Source organism: Citrobacter sp. CK198, assembly GCF_030333295.1.
In the GTDB taxonomy this organism is placed as follows: Bacteria; Pseudomonadota; Gammaproteobacteria; order Enterobacterales; family Enterobacteriaceae; genus Citrobacter_B; species Citrobacter_B koseri.
The window spans coordinates 149855-169751 of sequence record NZ_JAOWGE010000028.1 but is presented as its reverse complement, the minus strand read 5'-3'; the positions used below and the strand labels follow the sequence as shown (position 1 = coordinate 169751).

The 19897-nt window shown below is 53.1% G+C and carries 17 protein-coding genes and 1 pseudogene; 9 read left to right on the top strand and 9 right to left on the bottom strand.

Going from position 1 to position 19897, the window contains the following annotated elements; translation table 11 throughout:
* Nucleotides 1-5: 5 nt before the first annotated feature.
* The 7 genes from OGY62_RS07285 to OGY62_RS23380 form a co-directional block, all read right to left on the bottom strand.
* On the bottom strand, nucleotides 6-1055 hold the full coding sequence (locus tag OGY62_RS07285) for an AbrB family transcriptional regulator (RefSeq protein WP_286459434.1): 1050 nt from the start codon (nucleotides 1053-1055) through the stop codon (nucleotides 6-8).
* Nucleotides 1056-1259: 204 nt separating this feature from the next.
* A complete protein-coding gene (locus OGY62_RS07280) occupies nucleotides 1260-1664 on the bottom strand; it encodes a DUF2251 domain-containing protein (RefSeq protein ID WP_049011595.1) in 405 nt (134 codons plus the stop codon).
* A gap of 70 nt (nucleotides 1665-1734) precedes the next feature.
* A complete protein-coding gene (locus OGY62_RS07275) occupies nucleotides 1735-2016 on the bottom strand; it encodes a bacteriocin immunity protein (RefSeq protein ID WP_286459432.1) in 282 nt (93 codons plus the stop codon).
* 43 nt (nucleotides 2017-2059) lie between these two features.
* On the bottom strand, nucleotides 2060-2338 hold the full coding sequence (locus OGY62_RS07270; protein ID WP_134769621.1) for a bacteriocin immunity protein: 279 nt from the start codon (nucleotides 2336-2338) through the stop codon (nucleotides 2060-2062).
* Between the two features lie 10 nt (nucleotides 2339-2348).
* Complete coding sequence (gene tssD, locus OGY62_RS07265; protein ID WP_286459429.1) at nucleotides 2349-4085, bottom strand: type VI secretion system tube protein TssD; 1737 nt, start codon at nucleotides 4083-4085, stop codon at nucleotides 2349-2351.
* A gap of 230 nt (nucleotides 4086-4315) precedes the next feature.
* On the bottom strand, nucleotides 4316-5599 hold the full coding sequence (locus OGY62_RS07260) for a citrate synthase (RefSeq protein WP_012133280.1): 1284 nt from the start codon (nucleotides 5597-5599) through the stop codon (nucleotides 4316-4318).
* 205 nt (nucleotides 5600-5804) lie between these two features.
* On the bottom strand, nucleotides 5805-5912 hold the full coding sequence (locus OGY62_RS23380) for a hypothetical protein (RefSeq protein ID WP_418222314.1): 108 nt from the start codon (nucleotides 5910-5912) through the stop codon (nucleotides 5805-5807).
* Between the two features lie 383 nt (nucleotides 5913-6295).
* On the opposite strand from OGY62_RS23380, the gene sdhC reads away from it, so the two are divergent.
* The 9 genes and pseudogenes from sdhC to OGY62_RS07215 all read left to right on the top strand — a co-directional run bounded on the left by sdhC (nucleotide 6296) and on the right by OGY62_RS07215 (nucleotide 17532).
* Nucleotides 6296-6700, top strand: a complete 405-nt coding sequence (sdhC, locus tag OGY62_RS07255) for a succinate dehydrogenase cytochrome b556 subunit (RefSeq protein ID WP_047458089.1) — start codon at nucleotides 6296-6298, stop codon at nucleotides 6698-6700.
* Complete coding sequence (gene sdhD / locus OGY62_RS07250; protein WP_012133278.1) at nucleotides 6694-7041, top strand: succinate dehydrogenase membrane anchor subunit; 348 nt, start codon at nucleotides 6694-6696, stop codon at nucleotides 7039-7041. Before sdhC ends, sdhD begins: the two co-directional genes overlap by 7 nt.
* The gene (gene sdhA, locus OGY62_RS07245) at nucleotides 7041-8807 is read left to right on the top strand and encodes a succinate dehydrogenase flavoprotein subunit (RefSeq protein WP_012133277.1); all 1767 of its coding nucleotides are present in this window, start codon (nucleotides 7041-7043) and stop codon (nucleotides 8805-8807) included. Before sdhD ends, sdhA begins: the two co-directional genes overlap by 1 nt.
* A gap of 15 nt (nucleotides 8808-8822) precedes the next feature.
* Entirely contained in the window at nucleotides 8823-9539 is a 717-nt protein-coding gene (gene sdhB / locus OGY62_RS07240) for a succinate dehydrogenase iron-sulfur subunit SdhB (RefSeq protein ID WP_012133276.1), read from the top strand.
* A gap of 293 nt (nucleotides 9540-9832) precedes the next feature.
* Nucleotides 9833-12634: a 2-oxoglutarate dehydrogenase E1 component gene (gene sucA, locus OGY62_RS07235; protein WP_012133275.1), complete on the top strand. Its 2802-nt coding sequence runs from the start codon at nucleotides 9833-9835 to the stop codon at nucleotides 12632-12634.
* A gap of 14 nt (nucleotides 12635-12648) precedes the next feature.
* Nucleotides 12649-13869, top strand: coding sequence for a 2-oxoglutarate dehydrogenase complex dihydrolipoyllysine-residue succinyltransferase (gene odhB, locus OGY62_RS07230; RefSeq protein ID WP_047458082.1), 1221 nt, complete (start codon nucleotides 12649-12651; stop codon nucleotides 13867-13869).
* Nucleotides 13870-13998: 129 nt separating this feature from the next.
* On the top strand, nucleotides 13999-15165 hold the full coding sequence (gene sucC, locus OGY62_RS07225; RefSeq protein ID WP_012133271.1) for an ADP-forming succinate--CoA ligase subunit beta: 1167 nt from the start codon (nucleotides 13999-14001) through the stop codon (nucleotides 15163-15165).
* Complete coding sequence (sucD, locus tag OGY62_RS07220) at nucleotides 15165-16034, top strand: succinate--CoA ligase subunit alpha (protein WP_012133270.1); 870 nt, start codon at nucleotides 15165-15167, stop codon at nucleotides 16032-16034. The genes sucC and sucD overlap by 1 nt, the downstream gene beginning before the upstream one ends.
* A gap of 589 nt (nucleotides 16035-16623) precedes the next feature.
* Nucleotides 16624-17532: pseudogene (locus tag OGY62_RS07215) on the top strand (LysR family transcriptional regulator).
* 89 nt (nucleotides 17533-17621) lie between these two features.
* Here OGY62_RS07215 and cobO read toward each other — a convergent pair.
* Entirely contained in the window at nucleotides 17622-18224 is a 603-nt protein-coding gene (cobO, locus tag OGY62_RS07210; protein ID WP_012133266.1) for a cob(I)yrinic acid a,c-diamide adenosyltransferase, read from the bottom strand.
* Nucleotides 18225-18233: 9 nt separating this feature from the next.
* Nucleotides 18234-19886 (bottom strand): class I fumarate hydratase, encoded by a 1653-nt coding sequence (locus OGY62_RS07205; RefSeq protein WP_047458079.1) that lies wholly within the window; start codon nucleotides 19884-19886, stop codon nucleotides 18234-18236.
* Nucleotides 19887-19897 lie beyond the last annotated feature (11 nt).

Here is a 19897-nt window from a genome sequence, read left to right as displayed (position 1 = left end):
ACATTTTATGCCTGCGGTTGTTTCGGCGCATAGGTTGAAATAAAACGGGCAACCGCAGGCCCGGTCAACAAAATGCTGAACAGCCGCAGGGTTTGCATCGCCATAATCAGCGCCATGTCGGCGTTGCTACCGGCGGCGATCACCGCCACGGTATCCAGCCCGCCGGGGCTGGTGGCAAGCCAGGCGGTGATAAAATCAATCTGCATGTAGTGGGCGAGTCCCCAGGCCATCGCCGCGCAAATCGCCATCAGGGCAAAGATGGAGGCCAGAATCTGCGGCAGAGGACGCAGCGCCATAAAAAAGACCTGCCTGTCGAACCCTAATCCGATGCGCCAGCCAATGGCCATATACGCAATCGCCAGCAGCCATTCCGGCAGTTCAATCACGATCATGCCGCCTGCATGAAGCCATGCGCCGACGATCATCGGCGCCAGCATAGTACCGGAAGGAATGCGCAATATGCGCCCGGCGAAGCCTGCAACCGCAGCCAGCAGCAGCGTGCTCCACAGATTGCCGCTCAGCGGCGGGAACCACTCAATCTGCTGGCTGACCGCTTCTGCGCTGTCGCCGAGGATCAGCCGCGTGACCAGCACGGCGGCGCCTGCGACAAACAGTACCCGCAGGTACTGCATAAACGCCACCAGGCGGATATCCGCGCCGTAGTCCTGCGCCATCGCCACCATTGCCGCCGCGCCGCCGGGGGAGGAACCCCATGCGCCGGTATTGCCTGGCAGTGAGCTGTAGCGCACCATCAGCCAGCCGACCACCGCGCTGGAGAGCAGCGTCACCAGCAGAATGGCTAACACCACCGGCCAGTTCACCGCCAGCGTGGTGAGAATCGAACCAGTAAGGTTTTGCGCAATCATGCAGCCGAGAATGGCCTGCGCTGCGAGAAAAGTGGAGCGGGGGAGTCGCAGCGTAATGCCTTTCAGACTGAATGCGATACCGGCAATCATCGGGCCGAGCAGCAGCGCCGCCGGGAGGTGGATGCAGAGAAAAGCCAGCGAAAGAAGGAGTGATAGCAGGAACAACAAACCCCACTGCAAAACCGGCATCCTGTGCTCCCTGGCGATATCCAATCAAGTGTATCGATACAGCATAGAGAAAAAGTACGCTGAAAAAAATATCAGGCGTCAATAAAAGCGGGCTAAACCAGAACTGAATAACAGGTGTCTGGTACTGTTTTATACTGACAGGAGGATACTTTAATTTTACCTCGACAGTATTGATATGCCTGACACCTGTGGGTTATTCACAAATCATCTGAAAAAATCATCAACGGTATCATTCCAGTTGTGACCTGAAACAGACCATTCCTGATTGATTGGGGGTGGGAAGCCACTTCGGCAGTATCCATTTTTAGATTCAAAATCAAATACACCATGCGGATAATTATTAATTAAAAGCACGCATTTCCTGCTGTCTTCTGACCAACCGATCTTCACATCAGACGGGATATGCCCGTCTGAAACGTCTTCTGTATTGTAGATATGTAGAGCATCTCTGATAGGATTACCATCAACAGACTCATCAAGGGCATAGAAATATCCCGTTTTTCCATCGTCTTCAAACACTGCTGCAAATGAACCTTCGGGGGCCAGACTCTCTATCACCTGCGCTTCACCCACAATGAGCTGAGCCTGAACCGTAACCAGTATTGTCATTTGAATTTCCTTAGGTTTGTATCTGAGTTTTTTCTGTGATTGAATTATTTATATAATTTATATTAATAATTCAATCAGAGTCTTTGAACGGGGGAAGTCCCTGGGATTTACGCCATCTTTTAATTTCTCCAATGATGCCTTGTGGACTGTCCTCCCTGTCATCCGGGGGATAAAAAATCAAACCATTCCCTTCAGGATGATCCACGATTTTATCGAAGTGTTTGACTAGCCTATTAGAGTGAGATTCAAATTCTCTTCCTTTCAGATTGCCAGGGTTTTCAAAAAATTCATTCAGGAATTTTATGAATTCGGATTCAGTGTAGTCTTCGAGTTTTTGTTTAAAATGAATCATATGTTCACCTTTCTAATGTGTTGTTAAATACAGGTCCTCGTATTTACTCAGAGTCTTTGAATGATGGGCGTCCCTGAGATTTGCGCCATCTTTTAATTTCTTCAATGATGCCTTGTGGGCTGTCTTCCCTGTCATCCGGGGGATAGAAAATCAAACCATTACTTTCTGGATGGTCCACGATTTTATCGAAATGATCGACTAACGAATCAATGTGAGATTCAAGTTCTCTTCCTTTCAGATTGTGAACGTTACTGAAAAATTCATTCAGGAATTCTATGAATTCGGCTTCGGTATAATCTTCAATCCGTTTTTTTAGTTCCATATGAACCTCGCTATTTATTTGAGTGAATGCTGATATGATTTTTTACTGTGTTAACGCGCATCTTATCCATATCATAGACTTCACCACCATCACGGATAAAATCAATGTGATGAATTTCAAACCTTTTCCTGCCTCCCACCCGTTCAGAAGGAATATTAAATGGCGCGTTACCGTTAAGAATATGGAATTGGTTCGATTTTTTAAACTGTGACATTAGCTCAGGACACTCTGATACCGCAAGCCAGAACTCTTTTCTGAAATGGTCGAAGTTTCTGAACGTTCTTCCTCGCAGCTTATCTGCGACCTGTGCAGGTATCGGCGCTCCCAGCCCTGAACTGGCGGCCTCAAGCCAACGACTATTTTCGGGTAAAATTTCGCCGTAACCGGTTGCCGTGCCGGGTTGTTTGCGCGGATCTTCACGAAGATAAACATATATCGGCTGAATGCCTGAATCGGCCGGAAAGACCAGAATATAATCGTTAAAATCGGCGACATCCGGCACAAGGAACGGTGGCGTGGTGTACTCATTTTTGCCATCCGGGATTGGTGTCACCAGAATGGTTGGCTGATCAAGCGGTGGAACATTGCTTCCGGTGTGATTAGGTAAATCACCAGTCGCGGGGTTTTCCGGTGTCCAGGTGATTAACGGCCCGTCTACGTCGTGGGCGGGGGTAAATTCATAGCGCTTCGCGTTGGCATTCCACACCATGTTCGCGACGCGGACGTTTTCATAAGGGGTACCTTCCCCTGTATGTACGCCATAGACCTGCGGTGTGCCGTGAGTGTCGGCACCCCAGAAAAAGCGTACCCGGGTGGTGGCGGTACTTCCGGTTAGCGCTTTCTGTCTGAGGGTCTCTTCGTACCAGTATTCATCACGCCCGGGAACGCGCGTGCTGCCTTCGCCAGCGGACGAAATATACAGAGCGGAAGCCAGGGCTCCCACATAAGGTATCGCTCTTGTCGCACTGAGCGTACCGCTAAGCGGCCACTCTCCCCACACCTGCGCCAGTCCGCCCAGAGCCAGCGGTATGGCTGAGGCTTCAGCGGACCGTGTATATCCGCAACAATCATCGACTGAAGATTGTGCAAAGATCGCCATCTGGCCGAAGTTTTTTGCCGGTTCTTCTGTGTTCCCGGCGTCCGTACATCCTTTCGCTTTCAGGCAGGATTTAGCATAGACCGGTGTGATTTTTGGGAGGTGTTGGCTGGGGGGCGTGATTTTTATTGCCGCTGGTCTGGGGGAACTTACCGGTTGAGAGCGCTGCGGCATAAACAAGTGGTTATATTCAGCGGGAAATGCCAGGTAGTCAAATTCGGTATTGGCGATGAGGTGTTTGCAAAGAATATAATCATATGATACCGCAATCTCTTCGGTATCCAGCTCATTAAGGGCCACATGCGTTTGAATACTTCTTACAGAAGCATTTCTTAGTTGAATATAATAATAGCGTTCCCATCGGCCCGTTCTGTTTATTCGCCAGAAATCAATTTCAATGAACAGTCTTTCATTATTAGTGATTGCATTACAAAATAGCGGGGTGCTTTTATCGATTAATTTGCTGAATCTGAGTCCCTGAAGGTTAATACCTCTTCCTGTATTACTCAATGCGCTGAATAGCGAAAATACGAAGATCTCGTCTTCATGCCCTTTTTGCCAGCGATTACCTGTTGACGAATATGTTCCACATCCCGCCGAAATGTTTCCTTGTTCCTCACCTGTGATTCTCAGGTAAATAATATCGCCCATTCCATTTAGCCTTTACCTGCATCCAATTGTGTCGGATTAAAGATCTAATGGTTTTAAAGGTCAAATAATGCATTAGCTATTGATGCTATGTGAAAAGAAATAGCTATTTTTTCGGCGGTAATATATTGGGAGTGACTGGAGTAATAAAGGTTATATTGGCAAGATGAATATTGTTGCCAGAGTTTCAGTAAATAATAAAGGCCACCGGTGTTACCCGATGGCCAGGATGATTAACGCTTAATATCAGACTTGAAATCGCGCTTTTCGTAGCCGGTGTACAGCTGACGCGGACGGGCGATTTTCATGCCTTCGCTGTGCATTTCGTTCCAGTGTGCAATCCAGCCCACGGTACGCGCCATCGCGAAGATCACGGTGAACATGGAGGACGGAATGCCCATCGCTTTCAGAATGATGCCGGAGTAGAAGTCTACGTTCGGGTAGAGTTTCTTCTCGATAAAGTACGGGTCGTTCAGCGCGATGTGTTCCAGCTCCATCGCGACTTCCAGCAGGTCATCTTTGGTGCCCAGCTCTTTCAGAACTTCGTGGCAGGTTTCACGCATGACGGTAGCGCGCGGGTCATAGTTTTTGTAAACACGGTGACCGAAGCCCATCAGGCGGAAAGAATCATTCTTGTCTTTTGCCCGGCGAATAAATTCCGGGATGTGTTTAACAGAGCTGATTTCTACCAGCATTTTCAGCGCCGCTTCGTTCGCGCCGCCATGCGCCGGTCCCCACAGGGAGGCAATGCCCGCCGCGATGCAGGCGAACGGGTTCGCGCCGGAGGAGCCTGCGGTACGGACGGTTGACGTCGATGCGTTCTGTTCGTGATCGGCGTGAAGAATCAGAATGCGATCCATTGCGCGTTCCAGCACCGGGTTAACTTCATAGTTTTCGCACGGTGTGGAGAACATCATGTTCAGGAAGTTGCCGGAATAGGAGAGGTCGTTGCGCGGGTAGACGAACGGTTGACCGATAGAATACTTGTAACACATTGCCGCCATTGTCGGCATTTTGGACAGCAGGCGGAACGCGGCGATTTCACGATGACGCGGATTATTCACATCCATCGAGTCGTGGTAGAACGCAGCCAGCGCGCCGGTGACGCCGCACATAACGGCCATCGGATGCGAGTCGCGGCGAAAACCGTGGAACAGACGGGTAATCTGCTCATGGATCATGGTATGGCGTGTGACGGTGGTTTTGAACTCGTCGTACTCTGCCTGGGTCGGTTTCTCGCCGTACAGCAGGATGTAACATACTTCCAGATAGTTAGACTCGGTAGCCAGTTGGTCAATCGGGAAGCCGCGATGTAACAGAATGCCTTCGTCGCCGTCGATGAAGGTGATTTTGGATTCGCAGGATGCGGTAGAGGTGAAACCTGGATCAAAAGTGAACATCCCCTTTGAGCCGAGACTACGAATATCAATAACGTCTTGACCGAGTGTGCCCTTTAGCACATCCAGTTCAATAGCAGAGTCACCATTTAGGGTGAGTTTTGCTTTTGTATCAGCCATTTACGGTCTCCTTAGCGCCTTATTGCTTAAGACTACTCAGTGAGATTTGCTTCGTTACATAAATCAACCGTTACCAGTTTGTTATTTGGCTCGCCGCTCTGCGAAAGAGGAGAAAACCAGGGTACAGAGCAATGGGCGCTTGCAGGTAAAAACAGTTAACTTATGGCGAATTAGCAACAAATCAACAACTTAGCAATCCGAATTATTAAACCTGACTATCACTAATAACTGTCCTGAATAAATTGGTCAATACCGCCACACTGTTACATAACTTATTAGCAGGTGAAAGAGTGACCCCATAACTTTTGCGCATTATATGCCTTTTCTGGTGTTGTTTGTAACAACTTTGTTTAATGTTTGTCAAATCAGATGATTAAAAATTAAATAAATGTTGTTATCGTGACCTATGTCACTGTTCGGGATAAAACCCGACAAACTATATGTAGGTTAATTGTAATGATTTTGTGAACGTCCTATACTGCCGCCAGGTCTCCGGAATACCCTGCAATCCCGAGCCACCCAGCGTTGTAACGTGTCGTTTTAGCAACTGGAAGCAGTGTTTTACATGACGCGCAGTTATAGAAAGGACGCTGTCTGACCCGCAAGCAGACCGGAGGAAGGAAATCCCGTCGTCTTTCTGGCTACAGGTAGATTCACCCTCTGTACCCGAAGTCCAAAGGGAATAATAAGAACAGCATGTGGGCGTTATTCATGATAAGAAATGTGAAAAAACAAAGACCTGTCAATCTGGATCTGACAACGATCCGGTTCCCAATCACGGCGATAGCGTCCATTCTCCATCGCGTTTCTGGAGTGATCACCTTCGTGGCGGTCGGGATTCTGTTGTGGTTATTGGGCACCAGCCTCTCTTCCCCTGAAGGATTCCAGCAGGCATCCGCCATCATGGGGAGCTTCTTTGTTAAATTTATTATGTGGGGCATCCTCACCGCGCTGGCGTATCACGTCGTGGTCGGTATTCGTCACATGATGATGGATTTTGGCTATCTGGAAGAAACATTCGAAGCGGGTAAACGCTCAGCCAAAATCTCTTTTGTTATCACTGTCGTGCTTTCACTTCTCGCAGGAGTCCTCGTATGGTAAGCAACGCCTCCGCATTAGGACGCAATGGCGTACATGACTTCATCCTGGTCCGTGCTACCGCTATCGTTCTGACCCTCTACATCGTTTATATGGTGGGCTTTTTCGCAATAAGCGGCGAGCTGACCTTTGATGTCTGGAGCGGTTTCTTCTCATCGGCATTCACCAAAGTCTTCACCCTGCTGGCACTTTTCTCCATCTTGATTCATGCCTGGATCGGCATGTGGCAGGTGTTGACCGACTACGTTAAACCTCTGGCCCTGCGCCTTGTGCTACAGCTGGCAATCGTTGTTGCGCTGGTGGTTTACGTCATTTATGGATTTGTTGTGGTGTGGGGTGTGTAATGAAACTGCCAGTCAGAGAATTTGATGCTGTTGTTATTGGCGCAGGCGGCGCAGGTATGCGCGCAGCGCTGCAAATTTCCCAGAGCGGCCAGACCTGTGCGCTGCTCTCCAAAGTCTTCCCAACCCGTTCCCATACCGTATCCGCACAAGGTGGCATCACCGTGGCGCTCGGTAATACCCATGAAGATAACTGGGAATGGCACATGTACGATACCGTAAAAGGATCGGACTACATCGGCGACCAGGACGCGATTGAATATATGTGCAAAACCGGCCCGGAAGCGATTCTGGAACTGGAGCACATGGGGCTGCCTTTCTCCCGTCTTGACGATGGCCGTATCTATCAGCGTCCGTTCGGCGGCCAGTCGAAAAACTTCGGCGGCGAACAGGCGGCGCGTACCGCAGCGGCGGCTGACCGTACCGGTCACGCGCTGTTGCACACGCTGTACCAGCAGAACCTGAAAAACCACACCACCATTTTTTCTGAATGGTATGCGCTGGATCTGGTGAAAAACCAGGATGGCGCGGTAGTGGGGTGTACCGCGCTGTGTATCGAAACCGGCGAAGTGGTCTACTTCAAAGCGCGCGCAACCGTGCTGGCGACCGGCGGCGCAGGCCGTATTTACCAGTCCACCACTAACGCTCATATCAACACCGGCGACGGCGTGGGTATGGCGCTGCGTGCCGGTGTTCCGGTGCAGGATATGGAAATGTGGCAGTTCCACCCGACCGGCATTGCGGGTGCGGGCGTGCTGGTGACGGAAGGCTGCCGTGGTGAAGGCGGTTATCTGCTGAATAAACATGGCGAGCGCTTTATGGAGCGCTATGCCCCGAACGCGAAGGACCTGGCCGGTCGTGACGTGGTCGCGCGTTCTATTATGATCGAAATCCGTGAAGGTCGCGGCTGCGACGGCCCGTGGGGGCCGCACGCGAAACTGAAGCTCGACCATCTGGGTAAAGAAGTGCTCGAATCCCGTCTGCCGGGTATCCTCGAATTGTCCCGTACCTTTGCGCACGTTGACCCGGTTAAAGAGCCGATCCCGGTTATCCCAACCTGTCACTACATGATGGGCGGTATCCCGACCAAAGTGACCGGTCAGGCGCTGACCGTGAACGAGCAGGGCGAAGACGTGGTGATTCCTGGCCTGTTCGCGGTGGGTGAGATCGCCTGCGTATCCGTACACGGCGCTAACCGTCTGGGCGGCAACTCGCTGCTTGACCTGGTGGTCTTCGGACGTGCGGCCGGTCTGCATTTGCAGGAGTCCATCGCCGAGCAGGGCGCGCTGCGTGACGCCAGCGAGTCTGACATTGAGGCCTCTCTGGAACGTCTCAACCGCTGGAACAACAACCGTGACGGCGAAGATCCGGTGGTTATCCGTAAAGCGTTGCAGGAATGTATGCAGCACAACTTCTCGGTATTCCGTGAAGGCGACGCGATGGCGAAAGGGCTTGAGCAACTGAAGGTGATCCGTGAGCGTCTGAAAAACGCCCGTCTGGATGACACCTCCAGCGAGTTCAACACCCAGCGCGTCGAGTGTCTGGAGCTGGACAACCTGATGGAAACGGCTTACGCAACTGCGGTATCCGCCAACTTCCGTACCGAAAGCCGTGGCGCGCATAGCCGCTTCGACTTCCCGGATCGTGATGATGAAAACTGGCTGTGCCATTCCCTGTATCTGCCAGAGACGGAATCCATGACGCGTCGTAGCGTCAATATGGAACCGAAACTGCGCCCGGCATTCCCGCCGAAGATTCGTACTTACTAATGCGGAGACAGGAAAATGAAACTCGAGTTTTCGATTTATCGCTATAACCCGGATGTTGATGACGCTCCGCGCATGCAGGATTACACCCTGGAAGGCGAAGAAGGGCGTGACATGATGCTGCTGGATGCGCTGATGCAACTGAAAGAGAAAGATCCCAGCCTCTCTTTCCGTCGCTCATGCCGTGAAGGCGTGTGCGGTTCAGATGGCCTGAACATGAACGGCAAAAACGGCCTGGCGTGTATTACGCCGGTTTCGGCGCTACACCAGCCGGGTAAGAAGATTGTTATCCGTCCGCTGCCCGGTTTACCGGTTATCCGCGATTTGGTGGTAGACATGGGGCAATTCTACGCACAATATGAGAAGATTAAGCCTTACTTATTGAATAATGGGCAAAATCCACCCGCTCGTGAGCATTTACAGATGCCCGAGCAGCGTGAAAAACTCGATGGGCTGTATGAGTGTATTCTTTGTGCGTGCTGTTCAACGTCGTGCCCGTCGTTCTGGTGGAACCCGGATAAGTTTATCGGCCCGGCAGGTCTGTTAGCGGCGTATCGTTTCCTGATCGATAGCCGTGATACCGAGACCGACAGCCGCCTGGAAGACCTGAGCGATGCATTCAGCGTATTCCGCTGTCATAGCATCATGAACTGCGTCAGTGTATGTCCTAAGGGACTGAACCCGACGCGCGCCATCGGCCATATTAAGTCGATGTTGTTGCAACGCAGTGCGTAAATAATAACGCCGGTAAGCGCAGTAAATGACAGTCCCGTAGGCCGGATAAGGCGTTGGCGTCGCCATCCGGCATATATTGCCCGATGGCGCTACGCTTATCAGGTCTACGGGGCCACCACCGGTTTGAAATGCAGGAAACCTTTAAAAACTGCCCTGATGGTTAGACAGTTTCTAAAGGTTCCTTCGCGAGCCGCTACACAGAGAAGAGCTCGCAAGTGAACCCCGGCACGCACAGCAATGTGCGTGGTAGTATCCACGGCGAAGTAAGCATACAGAATGCTTAAGGGATCACGATGCAGAACAGCGCTTTGAAAGCCTGGTTGGACTCTTCTTACCTCTCTGGCGCAAACCAGAGCTGGATAGAACAGCTCTATGAAGACTTCTTAACCGATCCTGACTCGGTAGACGCTAACTGGCGTTCGACGTTCCAGCAGTTACCTGGCACCGGAGTCAAACCGGATCAATTCCATTCAAAAACGCGTGATTATTTCCGTCGTCTGGCGAAGGATGCCTCACGTTACTCTTCTTCGATTTCCGACCCTGACACCAATACGAAGCAGGTCAAAGTCCTGCAACTTATCAACGCTTATCGTTTCCGTGGTCACCAGCATGCGAATCTCGATCCGCTGGGACTGTGGGAGCAAGAAAACGTGGCGGATCTGGACCCCTCTTTCCACGATCTGACAGAGGCCGATTTCCAGGAAAGCTTTAACGTAGGTTCTTTTGCGATTGGCAAAGAGACGATGAAGCTGGGCGAACTTATTTCCGCGCTCAAACAAACATACTGCGGCCCGATTGGCGCCGAGTATATGCACATCACCAGCACCGAAGAGAAACGCTGGATTCAGCAGCGTATCGAATCCGGCCGCGCTGCCTTCAGCGCGGAAGAGAAAAAACGCTTCCTCAACGAACTGACCGCCGCCGAAGGGCTGGAGCGTTATCTGGGGGCGAAATTCCCGGGGGCGAAACGCTTCTCGCTGGAAGGCGGCGATGCGTTAATCCCGATGCTCAAAGAGATGATCCGCCATGCGGGCAACAGCGGCACCCGCGAAGTGGTGCTGGGTATGGCGCACCGTGGTCGTCTGAACGTGCTGGTCAACGTGCTGGGTAAAAAACCGCAGGATCTGTTCGACGAATTTGCGGGCAAACATAAAGAACACCTCGGCACCGGCGACGTGAAGTACCACATGGGCTTCTCGTCTGATATCGAAACCGAAGGCGGTCTGGTTCACCTGGCGCTGGCGTTTAACCCGTCGCACCTGGAAATCGTCAGCCCGGTGGTGATCGGTTCCGTGCGCGCCCGTCTGGATCGTCTGGATGAGCCGAGCAGCAATAAAGTGCTGCCAATCACCATTCACGGCGACGCCGCAGTGACGGGCCAGGGCGTGGTTCAGGAAACCCTGAACATGTCCAAAGCGCGTGGTTACGAAGTGGGCGGTACGGTGCGTATCGTCATCAACAACCAGGTGGGCTTTACCACCTCCAACCCGCTGGATGCGCGTTCCACCCCATACTGCACCGACATCGGCAAGATGGTTCAGGCGCCGATTTTCCACGTTAACGCGGATGACCCGGAAGCGGTGGCTTTCGTTACCCGTCTGGCGCTGGACTTCCGTAACACCTTTAAACGCGATGTCTTCATCGATCTGGTGTGCTACCGCCGTCACGGCCATAACGAAGCCGACGAGCCGAGCGCAACCCAGCCGCTGATGTACCAGAAAATCAAAAAGCATCCGACGCCGCGTAAACTCTACGCCGACAAGCTGGAAGCGGACAAGGTCGCTACGCTGGAAGACGCCACTGAAATGGTCAACCTCTACCGCGATGCGCTGGATGCAGGCGAATGCGTGGTGAAAGAGTGGCGTCCGATGAACATGCACTCCTTTACCTGGTCGCCGTACCTCAACCATGAATGGGATGAGAGCTACCCGAACAAGGTGGAAATGAAGCGTTTGCAGGAACTGGCTAAACGCATCAGCACGGTGCCGGAAGCGGTAGAAATGCAGTCGCGCGTCGCCAAAATTTACGGCGATCGTCAGTCAATGGCCGCTGGCGAGAAGCTGTTCGACTGGGGCGGCGCGGAAACGCTGGCCTACGCCACGCTGGTTGATGAGGGGATTCCGGTGCGTCTGTCCGGCGAGGACTCCGGTCGCGGCACCTTCTTCCACCGTCATGCGGTGATTCATAACCAGGCAAATGGTTCCACGTATACGCCGTTGCAGCACATTCATAACGGTCAGGGCACCTTCCGTGTCTGGGACTCCGTCCTGTCTGAAGAAGCGGTGCTGGCGTTCGAATACGGCTATGCGACCGCTGAACCGCGCACCCTGACCATCTGGGAAGCGCAGTTCGGCGACTTCGCCAACGGCGCGCAGGTGGTGATCGATCAGTTCATCTCCTCCGGCGAGCAGAAATGGGGGCGGATGTGCGGTCTGGTGATGCTGCTGCCGCACGGCTACGAAGGGCAGGGGCCGGAGCACTCCTCCGCGCGTCTGGAACGTTATCTGCAACTTTGCGCTGAGCAGAACATGCAGGTTTGCGTCCCGTCCACCCCGGCGCAGGTTTACCACATGCTGCGTCGTCAGGCGCTGCGCGGTATGCGCCGCCCGCTGGTTGTTATGTCGCCGAAGTCGCTGCTGCGTCATCCGCTGGCGGTCTCCAGCCTGGACGAACTGGCCAACGGCGCCTTCCAGCCAGCGATTGGCGAGGTTGATGAGCTCGATCCGCAAGGCGTGAAGCGCGTGGTGATGTGTTCTGGTAAGGTTTATTACGACCTGCTGGAACAACGTCGTAAAAACGATCAGAAAGATGTCGCCATTGTGCGCATTGAACAGCTCTACCCGTTCCCGCACAAAGCGGTTCAGGAAGCGCTGAAACCGTACGCCCACGTACATGATTTTGTCTGGTGCCAGGAAGAGCCGCTCAACCAGGGCGCATGGTACTGTAGTCAGCATCATTTCCGTGAAGTGATTCCATTTGGGTCTGCTCTGCGTTACGCAGGTCGCCCGGCCTCCGCCTCCCCGGCGGTAGGGTATCTGTCCGTTCACCAGAAACAGCAACAAGATCTGGTTAATGACGCGCTGAACGTCGATTAATTAAAGGATAAATAATGAGTAGCGTAGATATTCTTGTTCCCGACCTGCCTGAGTCCGTAGCGGACGCAACCGTTGCGACCTGGCACAAAAAACCGGGCGATAGTGTCCAGCGTGATGAAGTGCTGGTAGAAATCGAAACTGACAAAGTGGTACTGGAAGTACCGGCATCGGCTGACGGCATTCTGGATGCGGTTCTGGAAGATGAAGGTACGACGGTAACGTCTCGCCAGATCCTGGGTCGCCTGCGTGAAGGCAACAGCTCCGGTAAAGAGACCAGCGCCAAATCCGAAGAGAAAGCGTCTACACCGGCGCAGCGCCAGCAGGCGTCGCTATCCGAGCAAAACAACGATGCCCTCAGCCCGGCGATCCGCCGTCTGTTGGGTGAACACAATCTCGACGCCAGCGCCATCAAAGGCACGGGCGTAGGCGGTCGCATCACGCGCGAAGATGTGGAAAAACATCTGGCGAAGGCACCGGCGAAAGCGGAAGCCAAAGCGCCGGAAGCCGCGCCTGCCGCACAGCCTGCGCTTGGCGCTCGCAGTGAAAAACGCGTCCCGATGACCCGTCTGCGCAAGCGTGTAGCCGAGCGTCTGCTGGAAGCGAAAAACTCCACCGCGATGCTGACCACGTTCAACGAAGTCAACATGAAGCCAATCATGGATCTGCGTAAGCAGTACGGCGACGCGTTTGAAAAACGTCACGGCATTCGTCTGGGCTTCATGTCCTTCTACGTGAAAGCGGTGGTTGAAGCGCTGAAACGCTACCCGGAAGTGAACGCCTCTATTGATGGCGACGACGTGGTGTATCACAACTACTTCGACGTCAGCATGGCGGTTTCCACGCCGCGTGGTCTGGTAACGCCGGTACTGCGTGATGTCGATACCCTCGGCATGGCGGATATCGAGAAGAAAATCAAAGAACTGGCCGTGAAAGGGCGTGACGGTAAGCTGACGGTGGACGATCTGACCGGCGGTAACTTCACCATCACCAACGGTGGCGTGTTCGGCTCGCTGATGTCTACCCCGATCATCAACCCGCCGCAGAGCGCAATCCTCGGCATGCATGCGATCAAAGATCGTCCGATGGCGGTAGATGGCAAGGTTGAGATCCTGCCGATGATGTACCTGGCGCTGTCTTACGATCACCGTCTGATCGATGGTCGTGAATCAGTGGGCTTCCTGGTCGCCATTAAAGAGCTGCTGGAAGATCCGACGCGTCTGCTGCTGGACGTGTAGTCACTTTTTAGTGTCACCTGCCCTGTAGGCCGGATAAGGCGCTGGTGAGATGCCTGATGGCGACGCAGCCGCGTCTTATCAGGCCTACAGGTTTAAAGATAATGATTACCTGAAGGATGGACAGAACACATGAACTTACATGAATATCAGGCAAAACAACTTTTTGCCCGCTATGGCTTACCGGCGCCGGTGGGTTATGCCTGTACTACTCCGCGTGAAGCAGAAGAAGCCGCTTCAAAAATCGGCGCGGGTCCGTGGGTAGTAAAATGTCAGGTTCACGCAGGCGGCCGTGGCAAAGCGGGCGGTGTGAAGGTTGTTAACAGCAAAGAAGAGATTCGCGCGTTTGCGGAACACTGGCTGGGTAAACGCCTCGTGACCTACCAGACAGACGCTAACGGTCAACCGGTCAACCAGATTCTGGTTGAAGCGGCGACCGATATCGATAAAGAGCTGTATCTTGGCGCGGTTGTTGACCGTAGCTCCCGCCGCGTGGTCTTTATGGCCTCCACCGAAGGCGGTGTGGAAATCGAAAAAGTGGCGGAAGAGACCCCGCACCTGATCCACAAAATCGCCCTCGATCCGCTGGCGGGCCCAATGCCGTATCAGGGCCGCGAACTGGCGTTCAAGCTGGGTCTGGAAGGTAAGCAGGTTCAGCAATTTACGAAGATCTTTATGGGTCTGGCGACCATTTTCCTTGAGCGCGATCTGGCGCTGATCGAAATCAACCCGCTGGTGATCACTAAACAAGGTGATCTGATCTGTCTCGACGGTAAACTGGGCGCTGACGGCAACGCGCTGTTCCGCCAGCCGGATCTGCGCGAAATGCGCGACCAGTCTCAGGAAGACCCGCGTGAAGCACAGGCGGCGCAGTGGGAACTGAACTACGTGGCGCTGGACGGCAACATCGGCTGCATGGTTAACGGCGCAGGTCTGGCGATGGGCACGATGGACATCGTTAAACTGCACGGCGGCGAACCGGCTAACTTCCTCGACGTAGGCGGCGGCGCGACCAAAGAGCGCGTAACCGAAGCGTTCAAAATCATCCTCTCTGACGACAACGTGAAAGCGGTTCTGGTTAACATCTTCGGCGGCATCGTCCGTTGCGACCTGATTGCCGACGGTATCATCGGCGCGGTAGAAGAAGTGGGTGTTAGCGTACCGGTTGTCGTTCGTCTGGAAGGCAACAACGCCGAACTCGGCGCGAAAAAACTGGCTGACAGCGGCCTGAATATTATTGCAGCGAAAAGTCTGACGGATGCAGCTCAGCAGGTTGTTGCCGCAGTGGAGGGGAAATAATGTCTGTTTTAATCGATAAAAACACCAAGGTTATCTGCCAGGGCTTTACCGGTAGCCAGGGGACTTTCCACTCTGAACAGGCGATTGCTTACGGCACGCAGATGGTGGGTGGCGTAACGCCAGGCAAAGGCGGCACCACGCATCTGGGTCTGCCGGTGTTCAATACCGTGCGTGAAGCGGTAGAAGCCACTGGCGCCACCGCAACGGTTATCTACGTTCCGGCGCCGTTCTGCAAAGACTCCATTCTGGAAGCTGTCGACGCGGGCATCAAACTGATCATCACCATCACTGAAGGCATCCCGACGCTGGATATGCTGACCGTGAAAGTCGCGCTTGACGAAGCGGGCGTGCGCATGATCGGGCCGAACTGCCCGGGCGTGATCACCCCAGGCGAGTGCAAAATCGGCATCATGCCGGGCCACATCCACAAGCCGGGCAAAGTGGGCATCGTGTCCCGCTCCGGTACGCTGACCTATGAAGCGGTTAAGCAGACCACTGACTACGGTTTCGGCCAGTCCACCTGTGTGGGCATCGGCGGCGACCCGATCCCGGGCTCTAACTTCATCGATATCCTGAAACTGTTCCAGGAAGATCCGCAGACTGAAGCGATCGTGATGATCGGTGAGATCGGCGGTAGCGCGGAAGAAGAGGCGGCGGCATACATCAAAGAACACGTAACCAAGCCGGTTGTTGGTTACATCGCGGGCGTTACCGCGCCGAAAGGCAAGCGTATGGGTCACGCGGGCGCGATTATCGCGGGTGGTAAAGGTACGGCGGATGAAAAATTCGCCGCGCTGGAAGCCGCAGGCGTGAAAACCGTTCGTAGCCTGGCGGATATCGGCGAAGCGCTGAAAGCCGTAATGAAGTAATTCTCAAAAAGCAGCAATAAGGCCCGACTCCTTCGTGCGACAGGGGAATACCTGAAGCGCGAAGGATGCAGGGCTGGTCCGTTTTCGACATGGTTGGTCACCTTCTGGTGACCTTTTTTTTGCCTGTTTTGCCGCTTAACCGTGTTGAAAATAAGCATCTTGCTGCGGTAAACGTTTACCCGCGCTTATTGTTATTAATATCATCCTGCCAGCAGGTAACGAACAGAAAATTATCAGACACATAAACAGTCGCTTTCTGTTATGCCGCGTGTTAAATCCTCCTTAAATAAACCACAAATAATATTGATTCACCTCGCAACATTTTTTCTCCATAAAACAAGTTAACATGAAAAATTATTAAGAACTTATTAGCACTATTTGCCTGTAATTAACCGCGTTTAAATTGTGTTTATTGTCGGGGTTGAGTATTATTGCTTAATATTTAAACACTGGCAGTGTGCGTAAATCATGGAGTGGATCAATGACATTAGCGGAGAAAATAAAATATAACTCTCGGGGATAATCTGGAGGGGTTGCATTAATTTTTTATAAATTAAACTATTTTTGTACGCTGCATATGGAAGACGTTATGAGAGGAAAGATACCCAAGACCGAATTACTGGTGACTTTTGAAGTGGTGGCGCGTCACGAAAGCTATACCCGGGCAGCAGAAGAGTTGGCGTTGACTCAGAGTGCCGTGTTCCGGCAGGTGAATGCGCTGGAGGATTTTTTACATACCTCGTTATTTAACCATGCTAAAAAGCGAATTTTTTTAAATGCAGCCGGTAAGCATTATCTGAGCATTGTTAAAGAAACACTTAACAAACTTGAACGCGATACCAATACGATAATGACCTGGCAACCCACCGTTCAGGTCATTGAGCTGGCGGTGAACCCAACGTTCAGTACCCACTGGCTGATTCCGAATTTACGTGAATTTAATAAAATTAATCCTGACATTATCGTTAATATTCATTCGCTGGCGAATATTGGCGATTTTCTTAACCGTGAGTATGACGCCGCCATTATGCGGGAAGATTTTTGATCGCCCTGGTCAGAGGTGGAGTATTTATTTGAAGAGGAAATTTTACCCGTATGCAGTGGCAGCCTTTTACCTCAGCCGAATCAAAAACTGACCGTAGAAGAGTTGCTCAATGAATTTCCTCTTTTGCATCAAAGTACGCGCATCAAAGGCTGGCAGGAATGGTTCGCGCTGTCGGATATCAACAGTCCGCTGGTGAATAAAGGCCCGCGCTTTGATTTATTGTCGATGCTGATTGCCGCCGTGCGTTCTAATCTGGGCGTGGCGCTATTGCCCCGGTTTGCGATCCAGCACGATCTGGATAACGGTGAGATGGTGATTCCCTGCGATGTGCCGATGCGTACAGGGAACCGGTTTATTATGACGTGGCGTGAAGAAAAAGCGGAATCCCGGTATTTACAGATCTTCCGTGACTGGCTGCTGCAAAAATCGGTAATCTCAGCGGTGGAGCGCTGACGCCGGATGGCGGCCAGTGGCCTTATCCGGCCTACAAGTGGTGAGGACTGTAGGCCTGATAAGCGCAGCGCCATCAGGCAAAGGCGCGGCTACCAGTCTATCCCCGCCTGCGCCTGAATGCCGCTATCGAATGCATGCTTCACCGGGCGGACTTCGCTGACCGTATCGGCGAGTTCCAGTAACTGCGTATGACACCCGCGACCGGTAACGATCACGCTCTGCTGTTCGGGACGATTCACAATCGCGGCGATCACGTCCTGGGTGTCCAGGTAGTGATAAGCCAGCATGTATGTCAGTTCATCCAGCACCACCAGATCGTAACGCGGGTCGGCGAGCATACGCCTGCCTTCCTGCCAGACGGCTTCCGCCGCCTGTATATCCGCTTCCCGGTCCTGCGTCTCCCAGGTAAAACCGGTGCCCATAATGTGAAACTCAACGCCAAGCGGTTGCAGCGTGTTGTATTCACCGTTATCCCACTGACCTTTAATAAATTGCGCGACGCCAACGGTTTTGCCGTGACCGACCGCGCGGGTTGCGGTGCCAAAGGCCGCCGTCGATTTTCCTTTACCGTTCCCGGTGAAAACAATCAGGACTCCTTTCTGTTCCGTGGCCGCCGCCACGCGGGTGTCCACCTGTTCTTTCAGTTTTTGCTGCCGCTGGCGGTGCCTGTCAGTATTGGCTCGCGCTTCCATAAATGCTCCTTAATGCCCTGCCGGACAGGTCGCGCAGCGATGTTGCTGCTCAAACTGGCTGAAGAAGTTATTGCCTTTATCATCCACCAGCACAAAGGCGGGCAGGTTTTTGACCTCCATCATCCACACGGCTTCCATCCCCAGTTCGGGATACTCAAGGCAGCGCAAGCTTTTAACGTACTGCTGCGCCAGAAGCGCGGCGGCGCCGCCAATGCTGCCAAGATTGAAGCCGCCATGCTTGTGGCAGGCCTCGGTCACTTGCTGGCTGCGGTTGCCTTTCGAAAGCATGATCAAACTGCCGCCCGCCGCCTGGAAGGCGTCAACATAGCCGTCCATGCGCCCGCCGGTGGTCGGGCCGAGCGAGCCGCAGGCCTGTTTTTCCGGCGTTTTGGCTGGCCCCGCGTAATAAACAATGTGATTTTTCATGTAGTCCGGCATCGGTTCGCCGTTATCCAGACGCTCTTTAATTTTGGCGTGCGCGATATCGCGGGCGACGACAATCGGGCCATTCAGCGACAGTCGGGTGCCGACAGGCAGCGTGGAAAGGTTATGCAGGATCTCGCGCAGCGGACGGTTGAGATCGAGCTGTACGGTCTGGGCGCTGTTTTCCACGCGCAGGGATTCAGGAATAAATTTTCCCGGATTGTGTTCGAGTTTTTCCAGCCAGATGCCGCGTTTGTTGATCTTCGCTTTAATATTGCGGTCGGCAGAGCAGGAGAGCGCCATTGCGATGGGGCAGGAGCCGCCGTGACGCGGCAGGCGGATAACGCGGATATCATGAGCGAAATATTTGCCGCCAAACTGTGCTCCGATGCCAAACTCGCGGCTGGCATTGAGCAGGATTGTTTCCAGCGCCGTGTCGCGAAACGCCTGGCCCAGCTCGTTTCCGCTGGTCGGCAGGGTGTCGTAATATTTGGTTGAGGCCAGCTTCGCCACTTTCAGCGCCTGGTCGGCAGACAATCCGCCAACCACAAAAGCGATATGGTAAGGCGGGCAGGCTGCTGTTCCCAGCGAACGCATTTTTTCGATCAGGAAAGCGGTGAGTTTTTCGGGTTGCAGAATAGATTTGGTTTCCTGAAACAGCGCCGCTTTGTTGGCGGAACCGCCGCCTTTATTGACGAAGAGAAACCGGTATTCGTCACCCGGCGTCGCGCTGATATCAATCTGGGCGGGCAGGTTGGTTTGGGTATTTACCTCGGTGTACATGTCCAGCGGGGCGTTCTGGGAGTAGCGTAAGTTATTTTCCTGGAAAGTGATGTACACGCCTTTGCTCAGGGCTTCGGCATCGTCGCCGCCTGTCCAGACGTGCTGACCTTTGCTCGCCACAATGGTTGCCGTTCCCGTGTCCTGGCAGTTTGGCAGTACGCCTTTCGCCGAGACTTCGGCATTGCGTAACAGTTGCAGCGCGACGTACTTATCATTACTGCTGGCCTGCGGATCGTGCAGGATGCTGGCAATCTGTTTCAGATGCGCGGTGCGCAGGAAAAACGAGGCTTCATAAAATGCCTGTTGGGCCAGCAGAGTCAGCGCTTCAGGCGCAACTTTGATAACCTCTTCACCGTCTAACTCCGTTACCGTAATGTGCTTGTCGCTGAGTAATTCATATTCCGTCGTATCTTTGCTTTGAACAAACGGTTCCTGCCAGACAAATGGTTTAGACATATTAACTTCTC